Consider the following 26923-nt stretch of genomic DNA (forward strand, 5'->3'; position numbering starts at 1 on the left):
GTTGTTGGTCTGTCTTCATGCCCGGGCGCCTGGCACGCGGGCCGCACATTGGCATGCAGACAGTATCGGGCAGTAGCAGGGGCTCGCCTGTAGGACAGCAGCGATTTCTTCGGCCGCCTTGCCGGAACCGGGAAGCAGAAACGGGAATGCCCTGAATGCGGCGGAGAAAACTGGTACCGACTTGCATGATTCGGAAACCTGTGTCTTGCTTCTGCAGCTATCAGCCGTTATCGATCAGCATCTTGGCCGGACTTCCGATCTTGTGAAGCAGCGTCCCTATCCTCAGAAGATGGTGTGCTTCGATCCTCCGTCCCCGTTGGCCTTGCTGGTCGTGGCTGCAATTGCAGGGCATGACTGGCTTTCCAAGCATGCGTTGGTCCGTCTTGACGGCCTTGCATTCAGGGCACGACTTCACTGTATGCCTGCTGCAGGACTGTGTGCATAGGACTTTCCCGCATTGGCGTGTCGGCGTCGTCCTACGCGCCTCGCGGGAGCCGGCGGCGGGTTGCCGTGCTGCCAGCAAAACGGTTTTTCCCGGTGGCCGCAACAGGGCTTGCCGCCCTTGTGTCCGCCTTATGCCTGCTGCGCAGCCGCCAGCGTGGTGCGGGTGTGCTCGGCTTCCTGGCGCGCGGCTGCAGCGAAATCGTCGCCCGAAGATGCGTAGAGGATGGCGCGCGAGGAGTTGACGATGGCAAAGCCGCTGCTCTGCACCTTGCCGTCCGCCGTGCGCGTGCCGCGCCAGCCGGAGCTCACGGTGGCAGCCGCGTCGCCGCCCTGGGCTCCCACGCCGGGGATCAGCAGCGGCACGGTCGGCGCCAGTTCGCGCACGCGGGCCAGTTCCTGCGGGTAGGTGGCGCCCACCACCAGGCCGAGCTGGCCGTTCAGGTTCCATGGGCCTTGCGCCAGGCGGGCGATATGCTCGTACACCAGCGGCTGGCCTTCCACGTCGCGCAGCGGCTGCGCCTGCAAGTCGTTGCCGCCGGGGTTGGAGGTGCGGCACAAGAGGAAGGCCCCCTTGCCGTGGCGGCGCAGATAGGGCTCGACCGAATCGAAGCCCATGAAGGGCGACAGCGTGACCGCATCGCAGCCGTAGCGCTCGAAGGCCTCGATGGCGTACTGCTCGGCCGTGCTGCCGATGTCGCCGCGCTTGCTGTCCAGGATCACCGGCACGTGCGGCGCGACCTGGCGCATGTGCTGCACCAGGCGTTCGAGCTGGTCCTCGGCACGGTGGGCGGCGAAGTAGGCGATCTGCGGCTTGAAGGCCAGTGCCAGATCCGCCGTGGCCTCGACGATGGCCGCGCAGAAATCGAAAATGCGGCCGGCATCGCCCTGCATGGCGCCGGGAAAACGTTTCGGATCGGGGTCCAGCCCCACGCACAGCAGGGACTGGTTGCGCTGTTCCGCCGCGCCAAGCATGTCGAGGAAAGTCATGCCCGAATTGTAGGCGCTGGCGCCCGTTGCGAGGGGTTTTCAGGCCGCCACATGCGAGGCAGCCAGACACAGGTCTTCCCAGGCGCGCGCCTTGGCGGGCGGGTTGCGCAGCAGGTAGTCCAGCGGGTAGCTGACGATGACCGGGACCGGTGCCAGCAGCGGCTGCAGGTCGGCTTCTGCCTCCGGCACGGCGATGTGGTGCAACTGCCCGCGCAGCTGGCCGAGCGGTTCGGTGCGCTGCAGCAGGCTCCAGGCGGCGTTGCGGCCCAGGGCCACCACCACCTGCGGGCGCAGCAGCGCGATTTCGCGGCGCAGGAAGGCGGCACATTGCGCCACTTCGGGCAATGTGGCCGGCCGGCCGGAAGGCGCGCAGCGCGTGGCGTGGCTGCGCAGCACCTGCGCCGGCTGCAGCCGGATGGCGGCGGCCATGTTGACCAGCAGCGTGCCGGCCTCACCCTGCAGCGGCTGGCCCGTGGCGTTTTCGGCGGTGCCGGGAGGGTCGAGCACGAACAGCCAGCGCGGCAGGCCGTCGGGCTCGCTGGCGGCACTGGCATCCCACACGCTGTGCTGGCGGCCACTGTGCAGGGTGCACGCAGTGCAGCTGGCCGCAGCCTGTTGCAGGGCGGGCCAGTTCAGGCGGGTGAGGGACAGGGCTGGTGCGCCTGCGGTGTCCTGGTGCGGCGCTCGGGGCAGCGCTTCCGGCTCCGTCGAGGCAGTCATCGGCTGGGGCGGTGTACCACGCGGCTGCGGGGCTGCTGCCATCGGCTGGACCACCGGCGGCGCCTCGCGCTCTGCCTGCTGCTCGGCAATTTCTGCGGCAGTGCTGGCAGCGGCATCCGGCACCCGGGCGCCCGCAAAACGCGCTGGCGCAGTGCGGATCGGCGCCAGCGGCTCTGCCTGTGCTGCCTGCACAGCCTGCGCCCCCGCATCCACCACAACAGGCACCTCCTTCGGCGCTGGCAACCAGACGCGCACGCCCATCTCCGCCAGCATGGCGCGGCGGCGCGCATCGAGGTGCAGCGTCATGGCAGCAGGCCGCAGGCAAGGCGGCAGGAAGAATCGGTCCGGATCGGCATGGAAGGGCTATTGTCGCAAAGAACCGGCCCAGTTGCCGGCCGCATCCTTGAGCCGCAGGCACATCACCTCGGCATGCTCGCGCCCGCCGCCCACAGCCGGGTAGTAGTTCTTGCGCAGACCCATCAGGACGAAGCCGAAGCGCTCGTACACCTGGCGCGCATGCGGATTGCTCAGGCGCACTTCGAGCCAGATCTGCTCGGCGCCCTGGCTCATGGCCCACAGCCGCAGCTGTTCCAGCAGCAGACGCGCCCAGCCCTGCCCCTGGTATTGCGGATGCACTGCCACGTTCAGCAGATGCGCCTCTTCCACCCCGAGCAGGGCAACGAAGTAGCCCGCCAGCTCCCAGCGGCCGCCGGCCTGCTGCAACTGCAGCAGCTGCATGCAGTAGCGGCCGGTCTGGTCCAGCAGGATGTCGCGGAAGTTGCCCGGAGTCCAGGGCAGGGGGTAGGCGGCCTGCTCCAGCGCCATGATGGCGTCCACGTCGTGCACGGTGGCGGGCTGCAGGCGCGCCAGCGGGCCGCCCGTGGCCGGCAGCACGGGAGCGCCTTTCATGGCTGCCGGGCCTGCGCAGCCTGCAATTTGGCTTGCTCGCGCTCTTCCGTGGTCTGCGCCACCTTGTCGCGCACGTAGCGCGGCAATGCCAGGGCCGGATCGATGGCGGCGCCGTCCTGCAACAGAGCCGGCGCCAGCCGCAGCATGGCACTGGCGCTGGGCATGGCGGCCGCCACGGTAACCGGCAGGCGCTCGCCATACACGGGCTGCACATTGCCGGCGCAGACGGCATCCGGCGTCAAGCCGGGCACCTGCAGCAGGTCTTCCGGGCGTGCCAGCACGGCCGGCTGCGCCAGTTCCCAGGCCGGCATGCCGCCGCGCGGCTGCCAGCGCCAGCCGGCGACGTAGATCTCGTCCATGCGCGCATCGAGCAGGGCCCAGACGAGGGTACCGCGCTCCAATGCCGGCTGGCGGCTGCGCCAGTCTTCGGCCACGGCCAGCAAGGTGTCCATGGGCAGCACCTGGCGCTCCGCGCCGAGGGCCAGCCCCTGTGCCACTGCACAGGCGGTGCGCAGGCCGGTGAACGAGCCCGGCCCCGCACCGAACACGATGGCATCGAGCTGCGCCAGGCCCAGCCCGGCCTCGTCCAGCAGGCGCTGGACGGTGGGGATCAGCGTGGCGGAGGATTGCGCTGCGCCCGCGCCGGTGTAATCCCGCTGCTGCGGGGCAGCGCCCTGTGCGGCAGCCCCCGCAGGCCAGCGCCCTGCCGCGACCGACATTTCACTGGTGCTGGTATCCATGGCCAGCAGGTGCAGGGCGGCATCCGGCCGCCAGGCGACGGCAGGCGCACCGGCATGCGGCGCAGGGATGCTGGCGAGGGAAGAATCAGGTGAAATTTCGGGCTGGCTTGCAGACATGGCAGCATTGTTCCACAAGCCGTTCACAGATGGATGCAAATCCCGAGGGGTGTCTGCGACGCGCTGCAGTAGACTGCTCGCCTGCCTTCCTGCCACCGTCCATGCCCGCCCCTCTCCCCCCATCCCTGTTTGCCCGCCGCGCCGGCTGGCCTGCCCTGCTGCTCGCGCTGAGCCTGTCCACCCTGACGGCCTGCCAGAAATCCGGCACGCCCGAGGAGGTGGCCTCCGGCGCCGGCCTGACATCGACGGCCGACAGCGCCGCCTCCAGCCCCGTGGCCGCCGCATCGGCGCTGCTGGCAGAGCCGCGCGACCCGACGCCGTCGCTGGCCACCCAGGCCGCCAGCACCACCATTCCGCCCATCGTGCAGCAGGAACTGGACAAGGCCAAGGTCTCGCCCGAGCACGTGGCGCTGCTGGTGGTGCCGGTCGATGGCGGCCCGCCGCTGGTCAACCACCGCACGGCCGAGCAGATGAATCCGGCCTCGGTGATGAAGCTGATCACCACGGCCGCCGCGCTGGACCTGCTCGGCCCGTCCTACCGCTGGCATACCCGCATCTGGACCGACGGCACGCTGCAGAATGGCACGCTTAACGGCAATGTCTATGTGCAGGGCCGCGGCGATCCCAAGCTGGTGGTGGAGCGGCTGTGGCTGCTGATGCGCGAACTGCAGCATGCCGGCATCCGCCGCATCGGCGGCGACATCGTGCTGGACCGCAGCGCCTTCGACGTGCCGCCGGTCGATCCCGGCAGTTTCGACAACGACCCGCTGCGTCCGTACAATGCGCGCCCCGACGCGCTGCTGGTGAATTTCAAGGCATTTACGCTGCAGATAACGCCCGATGAGAGCCAGAAGCTGGCACATGTCGGCCTGGAGCCGCCGCTGGAAGGCGTGACGCTGCCGCCCAGCCTGCCGCTGGCCGAAGGGAAGTGCGCCCCCTGGCTCAACAAGCTCGCAGCGGACACGCTGAAGGACCGCAATCTGGTGCTGCCGGCCGATCCCTATCCCGCCAGTTGCGGCATCCAGCAACTGACACTGGCGCACCCGGCTCCGGAACAGTTCGCACCACGCGCCGTGGCCGGCATGTGGAAGGCGCTTGGTGGCGAGCTGCAGGGCAGCATCCGCGATGGCGCCGTGCCCGAAGCGGTGCGCAAGCGCCGCCCGGTGGCCGACAGTGCCTCGCCCACGGTCGCCGAGGTGGTGCACGACATCAACAAGTTCAGCAACAACGTGATGGCGCAGCAGGTGTTTCTGACGCTGGGGCTGGAGCATTCGGGCGTGGGCAGTCTGGCCAGTGCCAACGAGGCGCTCACCCAGTGGTGGCAGCACCGCCTGGGCGATACGCCGCTGCCGGCGGTGCAGAATGGTTCCGGCCTGTCGCGCGATGGCCGCGTGAGTGCCTCTTCGCTTGGCGCCATGCTGCAGCGCGTGTGGCGCACGCCGGGCATGCCGGAGTTCGTCGCCTCGCTGCCGATTGCCGGCGTGGATGGCACTTTGCGCCACACGCACACCGCGTACAAAGGCAACGCCCATCTCAAGACCGGCACGCTCAAGGATGCCTCGGCGCTGGCCGGCTATGTGCTGTCCGACACGGGCCGGCGTTACGTGATGGTGGCGATGGCCAATGGTGCCAATGCCCAGTCGGCGCGGCCGGCCTTCCAGGCGCTGATGGAGTGGATCATCACGCAGCCGGTGGCATCGAGCGGCAGCAAATCCTGACCCGGCGTTTGAGAGGATTTCACGCAGCGGTCCCTGCCCGATCCGGCACGGGCTGCTAGACTGCGCACTGCCCTGCTCCGCCGTCACCATGACTCTCCCCACCCTGCTCAGTCTCAAGCCCCTGATCACGCTGCTGGCGCTGGTCAATCCGCTGGCGATCCTGCCGTTCTACATCCACTACACGCAAAGCTTCAGCGACGAGCAGCGCATGCGCACCATCCGCGCCGCCACGCTCACGGTGCTGACGGTGCTGGCGACGGGCGCGCTGCTGGGCATGCAGATCCTGGAATTCTTCAATATCTCCCTGGCCAGCTTCCAGGTGGGCGGCGGCATGCTGCTGCTGATCAGCGCGCTGCAGATGCTGAACGCACAGCCGGCCGAGGCGCGCACCACCGCCAGCGAAACCTCCTACGCGGCGCGCCAGGCCAGCATCGGCGTGGTGCCGCTGGGCATTCCACTGCTCACCGGCCCGGCCACCATGTCGACCATGGTGATCTTTGCCGAACGCACGGCCAACTGGGTGCAGATGGCACAGCTGATCGGCTATGCCGTGATCGTGGCCATGGCGGTGTACGTGAGCTTCATGGCCGCGCCGCGCATTGCCCGCGCCATGGGCCAGACCGGCATCAACGTGATGACGCGCCTGATGGGCCTGATCCTGGCCGCGCTGGGCGTGGAGGTGATGAGCGAGGGGCTGAAGAAGATTTTTCCGGTGCTCGGCGGGTGAAGCTGGCAAGCTGCTGCCTTGCTGCTTGCGTACTGTGCTCACACGCGCCCCATGGATAGCCCGGGGGCGAGCTGAATAGCGGGCGAGGGCGAACTGAATATGGCGCGAATCAGGCTGCCGCGCGGCGCAGGCGGTCTGCCACGCCGGCCCAGGCGGCGCTGGTCGGTACGCTTTCGATCCAGATTTCCTGCGCGCCAGCGTCATCGAAGGCACGTAGTTGGGCGAACAGCATCTTCGCGGCCTGTTCGGGATCGGTGGGCATGGCGTGGAGGGTGGCTGCAGACGCGGCGCTGCGCAGGGGCGTCCGGCTCCAGACGGCGACAGGCGGGGGCTGGTGCGCCGTGCTCGCCTGCGTCAGCGCATCCAGCGCTGCCTGCAGAGCCTCGGCCGTCATCAGTCGCACCCTGGCGCGCGGTGCATAGTGCGATTCCAGCGTGCCCGAAGCGCGCGGCGCCGCCTTCTTTTCAGTCACTTCTGCCGGCAACAGCACCGAAATCCCCGTAACTTCGGCAATCTTCTCGATACTGATCATGCCGGGTCGCAGCAGCACCGGCTGGCCGCGGGTGCAGTCCACAATAGTGGATTCGATGCCGACCTGACAGGCGCCGCCATCGAGCACGGTCAGACTGTCGCCAAACTCCTGCGCCACGTGCTGTGCCGTGGTCGGGCTGATACGGCCAAACGGGTTGGCGCTCGGCGCTGCCACGCCGGGCACCCCCAGGGCGGCGGCGGCGCGCAGCACGGCCAGCGCGACCGGATGCGAGGGGCAGCGCAGGCCGACCGAATCCTGGCCTCCTGCGGCAGCCGCGCCCACGCCCGGGCGGCGCGGCACGATCACCGTGAGCGGCCCGGGCCAGAACGCATCCATCAGGCGCGCCGCATGGTCCGGCATCTGCTGCAGAAAGCCCTCGGCCACGAACTGCTCGGCCCCGGCGCGATCCGGCACATGCACGATCAGCGGATGGTCGGCCGGGCGGCCCTTGGCGGCGAAGATTTTCGCCACCGCAGCGTCCTGGTCGGCGCGGGCGGCCAGGCCATAGACGGTTTCGGTGGGCAGCCCCAGCAGTTCGCCAGCTGCCAGCAGGCGTGCACCTTCGGCGATGGCGGCATCGCGCGTGGCATCGGTCGCCCAAAGTGTGGCATCCAGCAGCATCCTGACTCCATTTATCCGTATCTCCGCACATCCTCCGTGCGGAGAAACCTGTCGAAAACGCCCCCCGCATCCGGCAAGGGGCGAGGTCTTCAATTTCTCACAATGAGCGCCCTGCAGGCACTCTCACGCCACGGCAAGCCGCTCGAACGGCAGGCGCAGCAGTTGGGCCACCTGCGCCGCCTTGTCCTGCAACTCGTCCACCGTGGCTGCGGTGATGGTCACATGCCCCATCTTGCGCCCCGGCTTCACATCCTGCTTGCCGTAGAGGTGCAATTGCACACCCGGCAGTTGCTGGATCTGCTCCCACGGCGGGATGATGCGCTCGCCATGCCGGAACCAGGCATCGCCCAGCAGGTTGAGCATGATGGAGGGGCTGTGGTGGCGCGGTTGTACCAGCGGCAGGTTCATGGTGGTGCGCACCTGCAGGTCGAACTGGCTGTGCTCGCAGGCGTCGATGGTGTAGTGACCGCTGTTGTGCGGGCGCGGCGCCATCTCGTTCACGACCCAGCTGCCGTCCTGCAGCACGAAATATTCGACGCAAAGCACGCCCACATACTCCAGCCCTTCGGCGATGCGGCGCGTGGCCTCGACCAGCGCATCGGCCAGCGCGACCGGCACGGCGCCGGCAAAGGCGTAGGTGGTGGCCAGAATGCCGCCATGGTGCACATTGCGCTGCGGCTGGAAATTGACGATCTGGCCGTCGGCTCCGCGCGCCACGATCACCGAACACTCCAGCGCCAGCGCCAGCTTCTGCTCCAGCACGCAGGCGACGCGGCCCATGCCGTCCCAGGCCTGGCGCAGCTCGTCGGCCGTGTGGCACACGGCCTGGCCCTTGCCGTCATAGCCCAGACGCGCCGTCTTGAGGATGCCGGGCAGCAGCGCCGCGGCGGCTTGCAGGTCGGATTCCTGCTGCACCGCCAGCCAGGGCGCACAGCGCACGCCGCAGGCCGTGAAATGGCGCTTTTCCTCGATGCGGTCCTGCGCCTTGGCCACGGCCTGCGCCGGCGGCGATACCGGCTTGCGCGCGGCCAGATACTCCAGCGCCGCAGCGGGCACGTTCTCGAATTCGGTGGTCAGGCCATCGCAGGCGTCGGCCAGCTGGTCCCAGCCGGCCTGGTCATCGTAGGCGGCCACGATCTGATTGTGGCTGGCCTGCCCGGCCGGGCTGTCGGGCGCCGGATCGAGCACCACGGTGGCATAGCCCATGCGCTGCGCGGCATGCACCAGCATGCGGCCGAGCTGGCCGCCGCCGAGCACGCCCAGCGTGGTATGCAGGCTGTCGGTATCCGTAGCGGAGCGGACGGTGTGCAGCGCCGGCGCTGCCGATGTTGGCGCTTCCTGCATCAAGCCGCTCCCGCTTCGTTCACGGGCAGCGTCATGCCGCGCGCGGCCTCGGTCTGGCGGGCGCGGAAGTCGATCAGCTTCTGGCGCAAGGCCGGGTCGTTGTTGGAGAGCAGGGCCACGGCAAACAGCGCCGCGTTGGCCGCACCGGCCGCGCCAATGGCGAAAGTGGCCACCGGCACGCCCTTGGGCATCTGCACGATGCTGTGCAGCGAATCAACGCCCTGCAGGTGGCGGCTGGCCACCGGCACGCCCAGCACCGGCACCGGCGTCTTGGCGGCGACCATGCCCGGCAGGTGGGCAGCACCGCCGGCACCTGCGATGATGGCCTGCAGGCCGCGCTCGGCCGCGGTTTCGGCGTAGGCGAACATGTCGTCGGGCATGCGGTGGGCCGATACCACGCGCGCCTCGAAGCGCACGCCAAAGCCCTGCAGGATCTCTACCGCGTGCTGCATGGTGTCCCAATCCGAATTCGACCCCATGATGACGCCGACTTGCACCTCTGCCATGAGCGTGTTCCTTTTCCTTGAATGTGTGAGGGGTTGCGGCAACGCGCAACCGGCGGCGCGCCCCGCACGGAAGCGCCCGCCTTGAAATATCTGCTTACGGCCCAACAAAGGATGGAGAGCCGGCAATGCTGGTATTGTAAGGTTCGGCCCGCCAGCGGCCAACCATTCCACCGAATACGCACCACACCGACATGATCGACATCACCGCAGCCAATTTCGAAATCGACGTACTCCAGGCCTCTGCCACCACCCCGGTGCTGGTGGACTTCTGGGCCCCCTGGTGCGGCCCGTGCAAGTCGCTCGGCCCGGTGCTGGAAAAGCTCGAAGCCGAATACGCCGGCCGCTTCATCCTGGCCAAGATCAACTCCGACGAGGAGCAGCAGATTGCCGGCATGTTCGGCGTGCGCAGCATCCCCACCTGCGTGCTGATGGTCAATGGCCAGCCGGTGGACGGTTTCATGGGCGCCCTGCCCGAAGGCCAGGTACGCGCCTTCCTCGACAAGAACCTGCCCAGCCCCGAGCAGGTGGAAGCCGCGCAGGAAGAAGACGAGGCCCAGCAGGCGCTGGAAGCCGGCGACACCGACACCGCGCTGGAAAAGCTGCAGCATGCCGTCGCCACCGACCCGGCCAATGACGACATCCGCTTCGACTATGTCAAACTGTTGCTGCAGCTCGGCCGCACGGACGATGCCAAGGTGGCGTTTGCCCCGGTGATCGCCAAGGCCGCCGGCGTGCGCCGCCTGGATAGCCTGCAGCGCTGGATGGACGCCATCGACGCCAGCGACAACGTCGATCTGGCCGCGCTCGACGCCGCCATCGCCGCCAACAAGCGCGACTTTGCCGCCCGCTTTGCCCGCGCTCAGGCGCTGATGGCACAGCAGCAGTGGACGGACGCCATGGACGAACTGCTCGAAATCCTGATGCGCGACAAGAGCTGGAACGAGGAGCAGGCACGCAAGACCTATATCGCCATCCTCGACATCATGGAGCCGCCCAAGGTGGCCGTGGCCGAAGGCCAGATTCCACCCGAGGACCCCGTCATCGCCACCTACCGTCGCCGCCTGAGCAGCGTGGTGCTGAGCTGAGCGGACGAAGCGTCCCCGCTGCTGCGCGCCGGCCCGGTGGCGCGCACGGGGCAACACGCAGCAAGCACCGCCGATGAATACGGTGATCCCCTTTCTGCCCGCCAGCTGGCCGCCGCTGCACACCGCCGCGCTGTTCGGCCTGTTGCTGCTGATCGGCACGCTGGGCGGGCTGCTGGCCAAGCGCGTGCGCTGGCTGCCCACCATTACCGGCTTCATGGCGGTGGGGGCATTGATGGGCCCGAGCGGCCTGGGCCTGCTCAGCTACGACATGCTGGGCCAGACGCAGGTGCTGGTCGATGTGGCCCTGGGCCTGATCCTGTTCAAATTGGGCACGGCGCTGCACCCCTGGATGGTGATCCGCACGCCCAAGCTGATCGTCACCAGCCTGGCCGAGAGCCTGCTCACCTTCGCCAGCGTATTCGGCCTGATGGTGTGGCTGGGCACCAGTCCGCTGGCCGCGGTGATTGCGGCGGCGATTGCCGTGTCCTCCTCGCCCGCCGTGCTGATCCACGTGGCGCACGAACTGCATGCGCGCGGCTTCGTGGTGGATGCGGCCAAGGCGCTGGTGGCGCTCAACAACGTGTTCGCCTTCGTGCTGTATTCGCTGGCCATGCCGGTGGCGCTGTGGAACAGCGAAACCAGCTGGCTGGTGGCCATCGGCCTGCCGGCCTACCAGATGCTGGGCGCCATGGTGCTGGGCCTGCTGGTGGCGGTGCTGGTGACCAGCATCGGCCGTTTCACGCAGAGCGACGATGCGCACTACCGCTTTGCGCTGATCGTGGGCGCGGTGATGCTGGTGCTGGGCCTGTCAGTGGCGTTTGGCGTATCGCCACTGTTTGCCAACCTCACGCTGGGCATCGCCTGCCGCGGCCTGCAGCGCCGCGCGCGCCTGGCCAATACCGACCTGGGCAGCGGGGCCGACCTGTTCTTCATCGTGCTGTTCGTCTATGCCGGGGCCAAGCTCAACATCACCGACGTGATCCGCTATGCGCCGTTTGCGCTGGCGCTGGTGGCCGTACGGAGCCTGAGCAAGGGCGTGGGCGTGGTGGCGGGGGCGCGCTATTTCGGCTATCCGTGGAACCAGTCCTTCGCCATCAGCCTCACGCTGATTCCCATGGCCGGGCTGGCCATCGGCCTGGTGCAGACCACCAATGCGATGGCCCCGCATATCGCCACCGAGGTCAGTGCCATTGTGCTGGCGGCGGTCGCGATCCTGGAAACGCTGGGACCACCGCTGGTGGCCTATGGCCTGCGGCTGGGCGATGCGGTGCCGCCGCCGCAAGGGCCGGAGGTGCGGGTGCACACCTTCAGCCCGCCGGCGGACTGATCGCCATGGGGCGGGCCAACATCCTGCCCCCGCACCGGCGTTGCAGACCGGCTCAGCGCGGCTTGACGCGCAACAGGCGGCCCTCGCTGCTGTCGGTCACCAGATAGAGCCAGCCATCCGGCCCCTGGCGCACGTCGCGCAGGCGCTGGCCCACGTCGGGCAGCAGCTTGTGCTCGGCCACCACCTTGCCATCCTTCAGCTGCAGGCGCGCCAGGTACTGGAACTTGAGCGCTGTCACCATCAGGTCGCCCTTCCAGCCCGGATAGCGCTCGCTGGTGACAAAAGCCATGCCTGAAGGGGCAATCGACGGATCCCAGTAGTACAGCGGCTGCTCCATGCCCACCTGTATGCGCAGGCCGCGGCCGATGGTGGCGCCGCTGTATTCCTTGCCGTAGGTGATGACCGGCCAGCCGTAGTTGCGGCCGGGTTGCGGCAGGTTGATCTCGTCGCCGCCGCGCGGGCCGTGCTCGTGCGTCCAGAGCCTGCCATCGGGCGCCAGCGTGGCGCCCTGCACGTTGCGGTGGCCGTAGCTCCAGATGTCGGGCAGCGCGCCGGGCTTGCCGGCGAAGGGGTTGTCTTTGGGGATGCTGCCGTCCTTGCCCACGCGCACGATCTTGCCGTGGTGGTTGTCCAGCGTCTGGGCGTCGTCGCGCCGGCTGAAGCGGTCCCCCAGCGTGAGAAACAGCGTGCCATCGGGCTTGCCACCCACCTTGCGCTCGACGATGCGGCAGCCGAAATGGGCGCTGCTGGCGTACTTGGGTTTCTGGCTGAACAGCACGCGCAGCTGCTCCAGGCTGCGGCCGTCATTGGAGAGCCTCGCGCGTGCCAGCGCCGTGCTGTTGCTGCGGCCCGGGCCGGGTTCGGCGTAGCAGAAGTAGATGGTGCGGTTGCGGGCGTAATCGCTGTCGGTGATCACGTCGAGCATGCCGCCCTGGCCGCCGGCGGCCACCTCCGGCACGCCCTGCAGCGGCGGGTTGATGCGGCCATCGGCCTGCACGATGCGCATGCGGCCGGGGCGCTCGGTGACGAGGAAGCGACCTTCGGGCAAGAAGGCCACGGCCCAGGGGTGCTCCAGGCCGGTGGCAACGGTTTCGGCGACGGCGGCCTGCGGCGCGGGCACCGGGGCAGCGAGCGTTTGCGCTTGCGCTACGCTGGCTCCGGACAGCAAGGCGGCACCGGCAAGCAGCTGGACGGCCCGGGGGCGATCAGGACGGAAAGGGGGAGGCATGGCAATCTCCTCGTGTCTGGCAGACTCCTGCAGAGCATACCCCGCACCCGCCCGTGTTGCCAGCAGTCGTCAGACTGCGACCGGATTCCAGACGGGGTAGTCGGTATAGCCTTCGGCGCCACCGCCGTAATAGGTCTTGCGGTCCGGCTGGGCCAGCGGCCAGCCATTGCGCAGACGCGCCACCAGATCGGGGTTGCTGATGAAAGGCTGGCCAAAGCCGACCAGATCGAGCACGCCGGCTTCGAGCAGGCGGTTGCCGGTTTCCAGCGTCATGTTGCCGGCCAGGATCAGCGCGCCACGCGGATAGGCGGCCCGCATGAGCTGCAGAAAATCCAGGTTGATGCCCGGCGCATCCTCGCGGCCCTTACCCAGGTGCTGGTCCATCAGGTGCACATAGGCCACCTCGCGGTTGGCCAATTCACCGGCCAGATAGAGGTAGGTCTGGGCGGTTTCGTCGTAGGGCGGCATGTCGTTGAAGTTGCCCCAGGGCGAAAAGCGGATGCCGGTGCGCTGCGCGCCAATGCGCTCGATGATGGCATCCACCACCTCGAGCACGAAGCGGCAGCGGTTCTCCTGCGTGTCGGCGCCGTACTGGTCGGTGCGGTCGTTGACGTGCGGGTTGAGAAACTGCTCCAGCAGATAGCCGTTGGCACTGTGGATCTCGATGCCGTCAAAGCCGGCTTCGATGGCGTTGGCGGCGGCCTGGGCGAAGTCCTGCACGGTCTGCTGCACCTCGGCCGTGGTCATGGCGCGCGGGGGCGTGGCGGGCACGAAACCGGGCTTGCCTTCGGCATCCAGGGCGAAGGTCATGATCTTGTCGGAGGCCTGGCTGGTGGAGCTGAGCGGGGCCTGGCCATTGGGCTGCAGCGAGGCGTGCGAGGCGCGGCCCACGTGCCAGAGCTGGGCAAAGATGGTGCCGCCTTCGGCATGCACGGCTTCGGTGACTGTGCGCCAGCCGGCGATCTGCGCGGGGGTGTAGAGGCCGGGGACATACAGCACGCCGTGCGCTGCGGGCGATATCGGCACACCCTCGGTCACGATCAGGCCGGCGCTGGCGCGCTGGCTGTAGTAGGTGGCGAGCAGCTCGTCGGGGACGTGGCTGGGGGAGCGGGCGCGGGTCATGGGGGCCATGACGATGCGGTTGGGGAGGGTGCGGCCTGCTAGGGGGTAGGTGTCGAAGAGTTGGGGCATGGGGTGGAGAATCGATCAGGGGTTGCTGGAGTAGGCACCGCGTCGCGACTGCGACTGGTTGTTGCCGCCTAGGAGGGATTCTCGGTCATTCCGGCTTTCCGGTGTGCGCTGGGGCTGATTGAGCTGGGTGGGGGGCTTGTCGCCTTGTTTGTTGGTGTTATTGGCGACCTGGGCGGTGTTGGGGGGTGCTTGGTGGCGGAAGTTGGGGTTTTGGACACGGTGTCTCCTTCAAAACAGTTGATTGACAAACCTACCCTAATGGAATCTACGCTCAGCATCTGCTTTTTTCTACCTGTTCGGTAATACAAAGTGCGCGAACAGGCTGAGGGGCATTCGGCAAATCGCTTTGATCAAATGCATGAGCCCGCATAGGGCGCGACCGGCCTGGCCTACCGTGAGCCACATGCGCAACTTCGAGTTTCAATCCACGCGCCCGCACGGGGCGCGACGGACGCCACGCCACCGGCGGCCAGGATGTGCTGCTGTTTCAATCCACGCGCCCGCACGGGGCGCGACCGGTCACGCACCATTGCCATCGGCGGGTAGTGGCCGAGTTTCAATCCACGCGCCCGCACGGGGCGCGACTCTATGCCCCTACAAGTAACGGACTGGCGCAGCATGTTTCAATCCACGCGCCCGCACGGGGCGCGACACCGATTGACATCCGAGTAGCCGGCGTATCGTAAGCGCGCGGTGATCCCATGTTGACCGCCACCGGCGGACGTGGCTGAGACTTAGATGGCGCCTGGTTGCCAGCGGTGCGGCAAGAGTTCGTCGATGCGACTGGCTTTGTGCGTGTGCAGCCGCGTGAGCACTTCCTTGAGGTAGGCATACGGGTCGTGCCCGTTCATGCGCGCCGACTGGATCAGGCTCATGACGGCGGCGGCCCGCTGGCCCGCGCGCAAACTACCGGCAAACAGCCAGTTGTTGCGACCGACGGCAATGGGCCGGATCTGGTTCTCGATCCAGTTGTTGTCCACGGGCAGTTGTCCGTCACCCACGAATCGGGTCAGCGCATCCCATCTTCGCAGGCTGTAGTCCAGCGCCTTGGCGGTTGCCGATCCGTCGGGCACCTGTCGCCGTTGCAGTGTCATCCACTCGTGCAGGGCATCCAGGATGGGCCTTGTCTGCTGCTGTCGAACGATTTGCCGTTGTTCGGCGCCCAGATCCTTGACCTCGCGCTCGATGTCATAGACCCGGGCGAACTGTTGCAGGGCGAGCTCGGCGATCTGGCTCTGGTTGGCCGCGTGCAGATCGTAGAACTTGCGCCGGGCATGCGCCAGGCAACCCACCTCGGTCACGCCGCTGGCGATCAGGGCCTTGTAGCCACTGAAGTCGTCGCAGGTCAGACTTCCCTTCCAGGCCTTGTCGGTGCCATGGCCCAGGAAGCGCCGGGCATGCTCGCCCGAGCGAGACTCGCAGAAGTCGTAGACCACGGCCTTGATGTCTTCAAACGCCCCCGGCGCATAGGCCCAGAGGTAGGCGCGGTGCGTCTTGCCATCACCGGGCTTGAGCATGGCCACCGGAGTCTCATCGGCGTGCAGCACCCGGTGGCTGAGGATCTCGTCCTTCAAGGCATCGACCAGCGGCTGCAACCGCACGCCGCAGGTGCCTACCCATTGCGCCAGGGTCGAGCGCGGGATGGCCAGGCCGGCGCGGCCGAAGATCGCCTCCTGCCGGTACAGCGGCAGGTGATCGGCGTACTTGCCCACCAGCACCTGGGCCAGCAGGCCGGCGGTGGGGATGCCTTTGTCGATGACGTGCGCGTCGACCGGCGCCTGTTGAATGCTCTGGCACTGGGCGCATGCCCACTTGCCGCGGATGTGGCGTTCGACGCTGAACACGCCAGGCACGTAGTCCAGCTTCTCAGCCACGTCCTCCCCGATGCGTTTCATCTGGCAGCCACACGAGCAGGTGGTGGACGCGGGCTCGTGGCGGATCTCGCGACGTGGCAGGTGGGCGGGCAGTGGCAAGCGCTTGGCTTGTTTCTTCTCGGGGGTAGTCGGCGTTTGCGCCTGCGACAGCCCGTCGATCTCGCTGGCCACGGCCGCCAGGTCCGCTTCGATCTCGTCGTCGAGCAGGCTCTTCTGCTCAGGGCTGAAGCGCTCTGACTGGGCGGCGAACTTCATGCGCTTCAAGAGCGCGTTCTCGTGCGTGAGCTTGTCGATGAGGGTCTGCTTGAAGGCCAGTTCCTGGTCCTTGGCAGCAGCGGCTTGCAGCATGGACAGCAGCGCCGAGCGCAGTTGCTCGGGACTCAGACTATCAAGGGATTGCGGCTCGACCACCATGGGCATGACTGTGCCAGCGCCGGCAACGCCACGCCATTGGCACATGCACCGATTGGCAGGCAGCAGGCCTGCGATCAGATTCAGAGCATGGTGATGACGCCACCATCGCCCAGGCGCTGCCAAGGCAACCCGAGCACCAGAGCGTCGAACTGCGAGCGGCTGAGATTGGCGATCAATGCCCCCTCACGCGGCCAGACGAATTTGCCGCTATTCAGGCGCCGCGCCGCCAGCCACACACCAATACCATCGTGCACCAGAACCTTCATGCGGTTGGCTCTCCGGTTGGCAAACAGGTAGGCGTGATGCGGGCGTGCAGCACCGAAGACCGCCACCACGCGGGCCAGAGCCGATTCCGTTCCGGCGCGCATGTCCAGCGGCTCGGTGGCCAGCCAAAGGGCATCAATACGGATCATCGCAGCAACTCACGCAGTGCCTGGGCGCATTGAGCAGCCACCGTCACCGGCCAGGTAATCGTGATGGTGGCGCCGGTACGCTGCAGTTCGATACGAATGAACTCGCCCTCCGCGCCCGAGGCAGCCCCTGCCGTCTGAGCAACGCGAACATCGCTGACGCCCGTCGGAACAGGTAGGGCAACGAAGGCCGGCGGTTGCTGCTGGACGTGTGTACCCGTCAAGCGCTCTTCGCGTAACCAGCGGTGCACCATATTCGGGTGCAGGCCGTGACTCAAGGCTACACCGGCCACAGATGCACCCGGCCCACGGGTTTGAGCCAACACCAGCGCCTTGAAATCAGCGCTGTACTCGCGCCGCAGTCGGCGCTGTCCATCGATCAATCGTTCCATCGTCCCCACGATCTCCTTCGTGGGGACGATCGTCGATTACCGTCCTCGACTCAAGATGGGTTCACCGAACGCATACGGCGTATCGCATGTTTCAATCCACGCGCCCGCACGGGGCGCGACAAGAAGTTAGCCGCGACACGCGCGATTACGACACCACTCAACGTTTCAATCCACGCGCCCGCACGGGGCGCGACGTCCCGGCTACGTGGCCGGATCGGAGGTGAGCGAGTTTCAATCCACGCGCCCGCACGGGGCGCGACGCCTGCTGTGCCGTGCAGGGTGCCGTCGTGGCGTGGTTTCAATCCACGCGCCCGCACGGGGCGCGACCACCGTCAACAGCAAAGTTTTGTGGGTGACGCAAGTTTCAATCCACGCGCCCGCACGGGGCGCGACGGGTGCTCGTTGCATGTCGCGTACCTCTCTAGCTGTTTCAATCCACGCGCCCGCACGGGGCGCGACGATGGTTTTTTTGGTTTGATAGATCAGTTCGATGTTTCAATCCACGCGCCCGCACGGGGCGCGACCCGAGGCCGACGGCTGGCTGCTGATGATTGTCCTGTTTCAATCCACGCGCCCGCACGGGGCGCGACCGCAGCGAGAACCGTTCCCGCTTCGGCATCGGCTTGTTTCAATCCACGCGCCCGCACGGGGCGCGACGAGGTGCGCGACACCATCGATGTTCTTGATGCAGTGTTTCAATCCACGCGCCCGCACGGGGCGCGACCCGATGCGACACGCGAGGTGGCAACCGATGCCATCGTTTCAATCCACGCGCCCGCACGGGGCGCGACCCGGTACCGCATCGTGCCGTCCAAGAGCTCGCCAGTTTCAATCCACGCGCCCGCACGGGGCGCGACGGTGACAGTGGCGATCATCCATGCCCCTTCGCGTGTTTCAATCCACGCGCCCGCACGGGGCGCGACGTACAGGCGGTCTTCGCAGTCAATCGGCAGGATCGGGTTTCAATCCACGCGCCCGCACGGGGCGCGACGTGCGCACATGGCAAAGCCTGACATCGAAAAGCTGTTTCAATCCACGCGCCCGCACGGGGCGCGACCATCGTGCTGTCCCCATCGATTAGCAGGCGCTTGTTTCAATCCACGCGCCCGCACGGGGCGCGACATGCTGCGGACAGAGAGCGCGGCGAGGGAGGGGGAGTTTCAATCCACGCGCCCGCACGGGGCGCGACCGAAGCCGCCCATCACTGCCGTTCTGGCCAAGAAGTTTCAATCCACGCGCCCGCACGGGGCGCGACGAACAAGGCGCACTACCGAAACAGCGCCGACTACGTTTCAATCCACGCGCCCGCACGGGGCGCGACCGCGATGATCTTGGAGCTGGCCCACGTGATCGTGTTTCAATCCACGCGCCCGCACGGGGCGCGACAGGCCAGGCGACTTCGTGGCAATGGTGTAGCCATTGTTTCAATCCACGCGCCCGCACGGGGCGCGACAGTGCAATGAGCCCGGCGCATTGGCGCTGGCGTAGTTTCAATCCACGCGCCCGCACGGGGCGCGACCGGAGTCATGACGATGCATTTGCCCTGCGGCAGTGGTTTCAATCCACGCGCCCGCACGGGGCGCGACGTCCGCTTGGCTGTAACTCACATCGGCGCGGACCGGTTTCAATCCACGCGCCCGCACGGGGCGCGACCGCCAAATGCCTTGCCGTAGTTCGCCATGAACGTGCCGTTTCAATCCACGCGCCCGCACGGGGCGCGACGGTCAGCGGGGAGCGCTTCTGCGCCCTCAGTCGCTGTTTCAATCCACGCGCCCGCACGGGGCGCGACCTCTATCGACACGCCGAAAACGGACATTGACGGATCGTTTCAATCCACGCGCCCGCACGGGGCGCGACGCGGCAGCATAGCGCCAGTCCTTTGAGCCACTGGCGTTTCAATCCACGCGCCCGCACGGGGCGCGACGGGTGCCGACGCCATCCGCAACGGTCAGTGGTGGTTTCAATCCACGCGCCCGCACGGGGCGCGACTGATGGTCGGACTGTTCATGTCCAGACCATTGCGGTTTCAATCCACGCGCCCGCACGGGGCGCGACTGGCGGTGCCGCTGCGCCACCTTTCAGCGGCAAAAGTTTCAATCCACGCGCCCGCACGGGGCGCGACAACCTTCCCGCCGTCTCTCCGGGATGTGCGTAATCGTTTCAATCCACGCGCCCGCACGGGGCGCGACGTACACCTTGCCCGCATCGCGGCCTGCGGTGGCGTGGTTTCAATCCACGCGCCCGCACGGGGCGCGACAATCTGGTTCACAAAGTCCATGCCGGATGTGATGTGTTTCAATCCACGCGCCCGCACGGGGCGCGACCGCCGTCTGCGCACGCTGGTGCAGTATCTTGATGCAGTGTTTCAATCCACGCGCCCGCACGGGGCGCGACAGGCAGCTCTCCATCTCAAGCACGAGCACGAGGAGCAGGTTTCAATCCACGCGCCCGCACGGGGCGCGACAGAACCTTCGTCGGCGACTGTTGGTATGACCAGAGGTTTCAATCCACGCGCCCGCACGGGGCGCGACATGTCAATCAGGTTCATGATTTCTCCGTAGAAATGTTTCAATCCACGCGCCCGCACGGGGCGCGACTTGAGCTTCATGGTGGGTCTGTCCTTTCCGGAACAAGTTTCAATCCACGCGCCCGCACGGGGCGCGACATGGCTTCAAGACGCTGCGCGAGTATGCTTCTGGGTTTCAATCCACGCGCCCGCACGGGGCGCGACTGGCGTAAGGGGCGATATGGCGACATTCTCATGGTTTCAATCCACGCGCCCGCACGGGGCGCGACACCGCACCATCGAAGAAGGCTACCAGTCCGCAACGTTTCAATCCACGCGCCCGCACGGGGCGCGACCTTCGCCCACGTCACCGAGCAGCGGCTCAAACGAAATGTTTCAATCCACGCGCCCGCACGGGGCGCGACGGGTACGCTCCCCAAGCCGATCGCCATCATGCGCGGTTTCAATCCACGCGCCCGCACGGGGCGCGACCGATGCGAACAAGGCGCTGGGCATTGATGTCACCGGTTTCAATCCACGCGCCCGCACGGGGCGCGACCCGGCCCATCAACAATTTGTCGGAGGCATACGCGGTTTCAATCCACGCGCCCGCACGGGGCGCGACCTGGTAGCTCGACCACGGCAGGGCCGCAGTAAATGCGGTTTCAATCCACGCGCCCGCACGGGGCGCGACGACGGCTGCCGCCTTGGCCTCGTCGGTGGTTGCACCGTTTCAATCCACGCGCCCGCACGGGGCGCGACGGCCTCTCCGGTGTGTTCGACATACCGCAGTTCAGTTTCAATCCACGCGCCCGCACGGGGCGCGACCACCGGGGAGTACGAGGAAAAGAGCTACCACGAGGTTTCAATCCACGCGCCCGCACGGGGCGCGACACCATCAACATCTATGGCGCCCCTGGCCAATCCGTTTCAATCCACGCGCCCGCACGGGGCGCGACCCCTTCTGTTTACGGATCGTGGCTGCTGGGCCATGTTTCAATCCACGCGCCCGCACGGGGCGCGACCGGCGGCGATCTGTTCATCTTCAACGGCCAGACGTGGTTTCAATCCACGCGCCCGCACGGGGCGCGACTGGTCGATGCTTTGGCACGCTCCCACGCCCGAATGTTTCAATCCACGCGCCCGCACGGGGCGCGACGCCGAGCGCAGATACAAACCCGGTTGTCAGATTGTTTCAATCCACGCGCCCGCACGGGGCGCGACATCTGGTTCACAAAGTCCATGCCGGATGTGATGCGTTTCAATCCACGCGCCCGCACGGGGCGCGACAGGTCTTCGCCGGCCTGCTCGCCGCCGTCCTGGCTGTTTCAATCCACGCGCCCGCACGGGGCGCGACCTGCGCAGGGCCTTGCCGGGCAGGGCGTTCGCCCAGTTTCAATCCACGCGCCCGCACGGGGCGCGACGTGCGCAACTCTGCAGGCACTGCAGTGTCTGGCAGTTTCAATCCACGCGCCCGCACGGGGCGCGACAAGCATGGCGATCGAAGCTGGAGCAGCGCTGGAGTTTCAATCCACGCGCCCGCACGGGGCGCGACCCTGTCATCTTACCTACACGTATAACAACGCCAATATCCACCCCAAATGCGATTACCCCGCATGACCTGATCATCAACGCAACCAAGACAACTCAATTTCTGAAATTTTTAATGATCACAAGATGTTGGCGCCGCGCGAACCGCCTAGGAACAGCTCGATCGCTTTAGGTTCGCGCATCAAAGAACCAAGGGGCCCTCTAGGTCCAAGGTTGCCTTGGCTCCCACATGCTCCACTTTTCCGTGCCACTTCGCGCCGAGGTGGTAGAAACGCAAACTGTCAGCGGACTCATCAATCAAGCCACAAAGCTGCTCTCGCACATGTGTCCACAGAGCGGGATCAACGTGAAGTTCAAACACAGAAAATTGGACTCGCTGCCCGTAGTTCTGGCAAACACGGGCAATGCGGCGAAGGCGCCGCGCTCCTCCAGGATCGCTTGTGTGCACGTCATAGCTGACAAGGACCATCATGCGCAAATCTCACTTCCAAAGAAAAGGCGGGTACGCGTCAAAATCACCGCGTAAGTGACGCGCCAGTAGCTGAGCTTGCACAAAGGGCAGCAAACCAATGTCAATTTTCTCCTCGATAAACGCATGAAGCAGCTGATCGCGCTTTCGCTCTTGATACGCGACCAGAACTTTCTTCCTTCCTTCATCCGTCAGGTACACCGCCCCTCCGTCGGCAACACGAAAATCCTTCTCCCCCACTTGCCGCAGGTTAACCAGCGACAAAGCAAGCCGGTCACCTAGCAAGGCGCGAAACTCCTCTGCAAGATCAAGCGCAAGACTCGGTCGCCCCGGCCTGTCCCGGTGAAGAAAACCAACTGCCGGATCAAGTCCCACCGTTTCCAGGGCAGATCTGCAATCGTGCGTCAGCAGCGTGTACAGAAACGACAACAAGGCATTGAAAGCATCTTGCGGAGGTCTGCGCGTACGGCCGGAAAAATGCAGCGCTGGGGTCTCTGTACGAATCAGCTGATCCATTACGCTGAAGTAAGCCAAAGCCGCTTCACCCTCGAGTCCTCGAAGAAAATCCGTGCTGATTTCTGCCTCAAGCATGCGAAGAGGGATGCGCTTCAAGCGTGCCACTGCGTGCTCATATTTCGCGGGGTCCGGCAGAACTCCCCTGTGATCCCGCCACCCCCGTGCCAGGACGGCATGCTGGTTATGGATTTTCCCTGCGAGGAGATTTCGCACGATGGCAGTTGTCGCGGAGGGATCATCGCTGCGCCGATACTGCTCCTTCCGCAATAACACATTACCCGAAACCGGCCCTTCAACTCTTGCCAGAAACCTGCCGTTCTCGGTCAGAAAGCAAATGGTGATGCCGTTTTGCGCGCAATAACCAAGCAGCGCCGGAGAAGCCAGAATCCGCCCTATACACACGATGCTCTCCAGCATGTGCAAAGGTAGCCGGGCCCGCTCCTGATGATCAATCTCCATCACGACATTGAGACCATCTCGACGCAACCACGCTCCTTCGGTCGTGACATACAAGGTATTGAGCTGCCGCCTCATTACTCACTGCTCCATCGCGTGCATCAGCCAGCCCTGTACCGATCGTTGTCTGGTCAGGCACTGCGGCATACAAAGATCGGCCAGGGAACACGAGTCACATTTCTTGGATTCATATACTGCACGTGGTGTTTGTCTGCTCTCCAGCATGGAGCGCGTTTCCTGAATCACTTTCAGTGTGAGTTCCCGCAGCTCCCCATCAAACACCACATCTTTACGTCGTCGCGTTTGCCCATAGAACAATGCACCGCAGGGCACCGGCTTCCCGTACATATCTTCCAAACACAGCGCCTGCGCGCAAAGCTGAACTTCATCCGCTTGATGCGCCTTTGGCCGGCCCCGCTTGTATTCGACGGGGAAGGGGCATTCACCCCCAGACCCTTCAGAATGGAACTCGACAACATCTGCCTTCCCGATCAGGCCGAAAGCTTCGTGCGACAAAGCCATTGCAGTCGCCACACGAACACCTTTTCGCGTTCCGGCACCCGGCAGGTCTGCTCGCTCGTGCAGAATCCTGCCTTCCGCCGTTTCCCTGCTTTCCGCCCATAGCTGCTCCAAGTGGATCAGTGCACACTGCCGGGGGCAGTAGAGAAAATGCTGGAGAGCGGAAAGAGGAATAGCGTCCATGCAGCATGGTTAGATCAATTCGGTGACAGATACGCCCTGCGGCAAGTTCTCGTCAATGGTCACCTGATAATCCGCGTAGCTACGCGCCGGAGTATCCGCTTCTCCGTCGACGCGAGACACCTTGACCTTGTCGAACAACACATGTGCAGGTGCGTTGCCCATGGCGCTTTCATGCTTGAAAACAATCAGCTTGCGTGCTGCCATTTCGCCACGCGCGGCAGAGCGATCATGTTCGAACATGTTGGTTAGCGCCTGCCAGAACAGAGCCAAGTCGGCGTCCGAAAAGCCGGTGCGTTCCGCAAGCTTTGCCGAGATGAAGCCGTGTGCACGATACAGGCCATAGGGAATGATGTGCTTTCTGCCCATGGTGCGGTTGTCACCGCTTTGCGCTTCAGCTTCTTTTTCCGTCGTTACAGCCATCCTTGTGATCGAAATTTCCAACGGCACGACAGGATCAATGGATGTAGCAAAAGCCATTTGCACTGGCCCGCGAACCTGACCGGCATTGACGCCCGTAGTCATGACGGCGCCGAAGGTGCGCACGTCGAAGAAATTGCTGCACATCCAAGCGGTAATAGCCCGCGCCTTGGCCTCATCCTTGGGCAGTTTTTTTTGCTCTTCCTTGGTCTCTTCTTCAAGCCCTACTGCTTTTCGGCCCAAAGCATGCTGATTGTTCAAGATCGCTCTCTCTGCCATATAGATGGCATAGCCGGAAGCGTCTTCCTTGTCCAAGCTGACAAAGTTGCGAACCTTGCGCTTCAAGCAAACATCGGTCACAAGACCACGGTTGGTTTCCGGATCCAGGCGCGGCAGGTTGCCTGCATCCGGATCCCCATTGGGGTTGCCGTTAGTGATGTCGAACAGATAAACAAATTCATAGCGATGTGCAATAGCACTCATGATGGGTCTCCTTGTGCAGGTTATTCGGCTTCTTGAGATTTCGTATCGTCCGCAGGAGTCGATTCTTCATCGCCAGACTTTGCGAACCGGCTTTGTGATTGATGGTAGTAGCCGATGGCAAAGCGCCCCTGCTCTTCAATACGAAGGCTGCGAGGAAAGCTGTCAGACAAACCTTCAACGATTTCGCGGATATCCTTCTCCAGCACAACAGCCAGCCCCGGCTTTTCCTTGCGCAGTTTGCCCAGATGGTTCTGGGTATTGCGCAGCAACACAGGGAAGACCGACGCTGGTGTCGCGGATGCCGCTCCGTAATACCGGTCACGGATGGTGGCATTCACCTGTCCGCCCAATGCTCCGCGCTGAGCTGCCTCCAAGACAGCAAACAAGCGGCCCAGCAGATAGCCGGGGCTTTTCGATTCCTTGTCGAGACTCACAAGCACCTCCTCTGATTGATCGTCATTTTGAAAACCTAGCCTCTGGTCACGCGCCAGAACTCCCTTACAGATGGCCGCGCGCATACCAGACAGGTTGCCGTCGGAACGGATTCGCATCAAGGTGTTCACCAGCAAGCTGCGGGGATAGCGCCGACCGCTCAGCACTGACCGCATGAATTCACCTACTAGGTTGTTGAAAGCATCGTCCATCTTGGGCATGGCGCCTTCGCGGTGAGGTACAGTTGCGAGCAACACTCGGCGCGCTGCAGGCTCGGTCTTCCACGGCACCGGTTCAATATAGAAATCACGTGCATGCCAAGCGAGGCGGTCTGCAAAAAGACCCAGCGTTCCAACCTCCCAGAAGCGGATGGATAGGCGGGAAGCATTGGGAGCCAGGCCCAGCACGTACATGCGCGTGCCTTCCTGAAGTTTCGGGTTCAGTTCGCTCAATGGCCTGCCTTTCGCGACCTTTTCGAGCATCTGGCGAACCTGAGCTGCTTCCGTTTCATCATCTGCCGGCGGATTGAGCAAGGCCTCAAACGCCAGTTCGGCTGCCTCAGCCTCTTCCGTGTCCGCCGCTTCCGCCCAGAACACTACACTGGCATCACCAATCTGGATGCGCTGGCGATTGTGCTCGCTGCGGCGCAGTAGATAATTGAGCACCGTGGTGTAGGCAAACGCTGCCTGCTCTGAAACAGGCGCGTTATCGCCCTGCTCCTTCCCGTAAGAAGTGAACGACTCCTGATTGAATGCAACAATTGACGCACCGGATGTCTGGGCGCCAAACACGCCTTTGATTGCGGGATGTAGTCGCGCGATAGGCAGCTGCTCACCTAGTACCAAGCATTCACTCTGGCTAGGCTTTCCCTCGGCATCACCGCCCCCATCCAGTTGAGCCCGAGCTGCCTTCGCTGCAGCCCGCTCGTGCAAATACTGCTTTTCACCACTGAGTCGAAAAACAACATTGGTGTCCAACATTTCTGGCACGAATCGAGGTGCAACGAACTGCTCTGGAGTCCATTGCCTCAAAAAAGCCAGCAGTGCTTTGAGTCCCACGTCATCAGCGGTTGCCAAACAATTTTGATGCAAGACCTTGAAAGCCTCATGCTCTTTATCTGCTCGTTTGCTGGTAGCACTGACTCCCAGCACATAGCTGGTCTTGTCCCAGAGAAAACAAGGCGCAATATTGCTAGCTCGTTTGGGTGGCTGAGGAACATTCATCAACCGCGGCAAAGTCTTCTTGCCGGACGTGTCCCGAATGTCATTCACATCCAACACTTGTCCATCTGAGGCCAACAAAATTTCGTAGCTAATCTTTTCCGGGCTATACCCGAACGGTGCCAGCTCTTCTTCGCCGCGCGTCAGCAACCGCTGGTAAAGGCCATTCAGCGCCTGGAGAATCATGCCTTGACCTCCTCACTCTGCCAAGGTGGAACATTGATCACGCCATCCACCATCTGAGCCCGGAAAAAGCGTGGCGTCATACCATTCTCGAAATCAATGTCATGCAGCATCCAGCCCAAGTCGCGCGTACCACTCAGACTCACATCGGGAATAGGCAATTCTTGCCCCTCTTCCAGTAGCTCAAAGTAGGCAGGAAATTCCCGAACACCCATGCATGGCGCATGAAAACACTGGCCCCTGCGAGCACGTCGATTGAAGATGTCCAAGTGCTTGCCCACCGAGTCATCTGCGCCTGCTGCTCGCGTCAACTCGAAGTGAGCGTCAATCACATACGCCACATCGCGCAAAATGGTGGCCGCACGCTGCTGCCTGTCTTCATCCACATAAGTAGCCAGCCCCGCGGTGCTGCCCGCGCGCATGGCCTTGGCCACGTTGGCCGATGAGAGCTTGCCGCCGACTTCATTGCGCCGAATCGACTCAAAGCGAATCGGCTTCAGAACATGGATGCGATCAATCTGCCAACGAATGGCAGGTTTCCAATGCACCGCCTCCAAGATGCCGCGCCCCGCCGATGGCGTGATGACATCGTAGGAGACTCGCTCCACTTTCATTTCCGGGCGCGTAAAGCATGCGCGCGCGCCCCATACGTGCAAACGCACTCCAAAAGCCATTGCATCCTCCCTTGAGCTTCGAGACTTG

22 protein-coding genes and 1 CRISPR repeat array are annotated in these 26923 nt (G+C 64.8%); of the genes, 4 read left to right on the forward strand and 18 right to left on the reverse strand.

All coding sequences use genetic code 11. The annotated features are described in order from the left end of the window. Window positions 1-573: 573 nt before the first annotated feature. From pyrF to tsaB, 4 genes are read right to left on the reverse strand one after another with little or no spacing between them, the layout of a single operon-like run. The gene (gene pyrF / locus KKQ75_RS10210; protein WP_213362037.1) at window positions 574-1431 is read right to left on the reverse strand and encodes an orotidine-5'-phosphate decarboxylase; all 858 of its coding nucleotides are present in this window, start codon (window positions 1429-1431) and stop codon (window positions 574-576) included. Window positions 1432-1470: 39 nt separating this feature from the next. Beyond that, a complete protein-coding gene (locus KKQ75_RS10215; RefSeq protein ID WP_213362038.1) occupies window positions 1471-2457 on the reverse strand; it encodes a uracil-DNA glycosylase in 987 nt (328 codons plus the stop codon). 57 nt (window positions 2458-2514) lie between these two features. Beyond that, window positions 2515-3060, reverse strand: a complete 546-nt coding sequence (gene rimI, locus KKQ75_RS10220) for a ribosomal protein S18-alanine N-acetyltransferase (protein WP_213362040.1) — start codon at window positions 3058-3060, stop codon at window positions 2515-2517. After that, complete coding sequence (gene tsaB / locus KKQ75_RS10225) at window positions 3057-3815, reverse strand: tRNA (adenosine(37)-N6)-threonylcarbamoyltransferase complex dimerization subunit type 1 TsaB (RefSeq protein ID WP_213362774.1); 759 nt, start codon at window positions 3813-3815, stop codon at window positions 3057-3059. Before tsaB ends, rimI begins: the two co-directional genes overlap by 4 nt. Window positions 3816-4018: 203 nt before the next feature. Between tsaB and dacB the strand changes: the two genes are divergently transcribed. Both dacB and KKQ75_RS10235 read left to right on the forward strand, forming a co-directional pair. Further along, a complete protein-coding gene (gene dacB / locus KKQ75_RS10230) occupies window positions 4019-5635 on the forward strand; it encodes a D-alanyl-D-alanine carboxypeptidase/D-alanyl-D-alanine endopeptidase (RefSeq protein WP_213362042.1) in 1617 nt (538 codons plus the stop codon). An 88-nt stretch (window positions 5636-5723) separates the two neighbouring features. Beyond that, window positions 5724-6362 carry a MarC family protein gene (locus KKQ75_RS10235; RefSeq protein ID WP_213362044.1) on the forward strand — a complete coding sequence of 213 codons (639 nt, stop codon included), beginning with the start codon at window positions 5724-5726 and terminating at the stop codon, window positions 6360-6362. A 109-nt stretch (window positions 6363-6471) separates the two neighbouring features. Here the strand turns inward: KKQ75_RS10235 and KKQ75_RS10240 are convergent, their stop codons facing one another. From KKQ75_RS10240 to purE, 3 genes are all read right to left on the reverse strand, one after another. Continuing rightward, window positions 6472-7515, reverse strand: a complete 1044-nt coding sequence (locus tag KKQ75_RS10240) for an L-threonylcarbamoyladenylate synthase (RefSeq protein WP_213362045.1) — start codon at window positions 7513-7515, stop codon at window positions 6472-6474. Between the two features lie 123 nt (window positions 7516-7638). After that, on the reverse strand, window positions 7639-8859 hold the full coding sequence (locus KKQ75_RS10245; RefSeq protein ID WP_213362046.1) for a 5-(carboxyamino)imidazole ribonucleotide synthase: 1221 nt from the start codon (window positions 8857-8859) through the stop codon (window positions 7639-7641). Further along, entirely contained in the window at window positions 8859-9365 is a 507-nt protein-coding gene (purE, locus tag KKQ75_RS10250) for a 5-(carboxyamino)imidazole ribonucleotide mutase (RefSeq protein ID WP_213362047.1), read from the reverse strand. Before purE ends, KKQ75_RS10245 begins: the two co-directional genes overlap by 1 nt. A gap of 191 nt (window positions 9366-9556) precedes the next feature. Between purE and trxA the strand changes: the two genes are divergently transcribed. After that, the gene (gene trxA, locus KKQ75_RS10255) at window positions 9557-10450 is read left to right on the forward strand and encodes a thioredoxin (protein WP_213362048.1); all 894 of its coding nucleotides are present in this window, start codon (window positions 9557-9559) and stop codon (window positions 10448-10450) included. A gap of 73 nt (window positions 10451-10523) precedes the next feature. Continuing rightward, window positions 10524-11777: a cation:proton antiporter gene (locus KKQ75_RS10260; protein WP_213362049.1), complete on the forward strand. Its 1254-nt coding sequence runs from the start codon at window positions 10524-10526 to the stop codon at window positions 11775-11777. A 52-nt stretch (window positions 11778-11829) separates the two neighbouring features. On the opposite strand, the gene KKQ75_RS10265 is transcribed toward KKQ75_RS10260, so the two are convergent. From KKQ75_RS10265 to cas5c, 11 genes are all read right to left on the reverse strand, one after another. After that, window positions 11830-13005, reverse strand: a complete 1176-nt coding sequence (locus KKQ75_RS10265; RefSeq protein ID WP_213362050.1) for a PQQ-dependent sugar dehydrogenase — start codon at window positions 13003-13005, stop codon at window positions 11830-11832. 69 nt (window positions 13006-13074) lie between these two features. Beyond that, window positions 13075-14196, reverse strand: coding sequence for an alkene reductase (locus tag KKQ75_RS10270; RefSeq protein WP_213362052.1), 1122 nt, complete (start codon window positions 14194-14196; stop codon window positions 13075-13077). A gap of 734 nt (window positions 14197-14930) precedes the next feature. After that, complete coding sequence (gene tnpC, locus KKQ75_RS10275; protein WP_213362775.1) at window positions 14931-16484, reverse strand: IS66 family transposase; 1554 nt, start codon at window positions 16482-16484, stop codon at window positions 14931-14933. Between the two features lie 80 nt (window positions 16485-16564). Beyond that, on the reverse strand, window positions 16565-16897 hold the full coding sequence (gene tnpB / locus KKQ75_RS10280; RefSeq protein ID WP_213362054.1) for an IS66 family insertion sequence element accessory protein TnpB: 333 nt from the start codon (window positions 16895-16897) through the stop codon (window positions 16565-16567). Beyond that, window positions 16894-17286, reverse strand: a complete 393-nt coding sequence (gene tnpA / locus KKQ75_RS10285; protein ID WP_213362055.1) for an IS66-like element accessory protein TnpA — start codon at window positions 17284-17286, stop codon at window positions 16894-16896. Before tnpA ends, tnpB begins: the two co-directional genes overlap by 4 nt. Before the next feature lie 88 nt (window positions 17287-17374). Beyond that, window positions 17375-21347: a CRISPR direct-repeat array (repeat unit 32 nt; unit sequence GTTTCAATCCACGCGCCCGCACGGGGCGCGAC). Window positions 21348-21524: 177 nt separating this feature from the next. Next, a complete protein-coding gene (gene cas2, locus KKQ75_RS10290) occupies window positions 21525-21815 on the reverse strand; it encodes a CRISPR-associated endonuclease Cas2 (RefSeq protein ID WP_213362056.1) in 291 nt (96 codons plus the stop codon). Between the two features lie 9 nt (window positions 21816-21824). Then, complete coding sequence (gene cas1c, locus KKQ75_RS10295; protein WP_213362057.1) at window positions 21825-22862, reverse strand: type I-C CRISPR-associated endonuclease Cas1c; 1038 nt, start codon at window positions 22860-22862, stop codon at window positions 21825-21827. A 3-nt stretch (window positions 22863-22865) separates the two neighbouring features. Further along, window positions 22866-23486, reverse strand: a complete 621-nt coding sequence (gene cas4 / locus KKQ75_RS10300; RefSeq protein WP_213362058.1) for a CRISPR-associated protein Cas4 — start codon at window positions 23484-23486, stop codon at window positions 22866-22868. A gap of 9 nt (window positions 23487-23495) precedes the next feature. After that, entirely contained in the window at window positions 23496-24386 is an 891-nt protein-coding gene (cas7c, locus tag KKQ75_RS10305; protein WP_213362059.1) for a type I-C CRISPR-associated protein Cas7/Csd2, read from the reverse strand. 20 nt (window positions 24387-24406) lie between these two features. Beyond that, window positions 24407-26224 (reverse strand): type I-C CRISPR-associated protein Cas8c/Csd1, encoded by a 1818-nt coding sequence (gene cas8c / locus KKQ75_RS10310; RefSeq protein ID WP_213362060.1) that lies wholly within the window; start codon window positions 26222-26224, stop codon window positions 24407-24409. Further along, window positions 26221-26895: a type I-C CRISPR-associated protein Cas5c gene (gene cas5c, locus KKQ75_RS10315; RefSeq protein ID WP_213362062.1), complete on the reverse strand. Its 675-nt coding sequence runs from the start codon at window positions 26893-26895 to the stop codon at window positions 26221-26223. Before cas5c ends, cas8c begins: the two co-directional genes overlap by 4 nt. Window positions 26896-26923: the final 28 nt, after the last annotated feature.

Origin of the sequence: Brachymonas denitrificans, assembly GCF_907163135.1 — a bacterium.
Taxonomy (GTDB): domain Bacteria; phylum Pseudomonadota; class Gammaproteobacteria; order Burkholderiales; family Burkholderiaceae_C; genus Brachymonas; species Brachymonas denitrificans_A.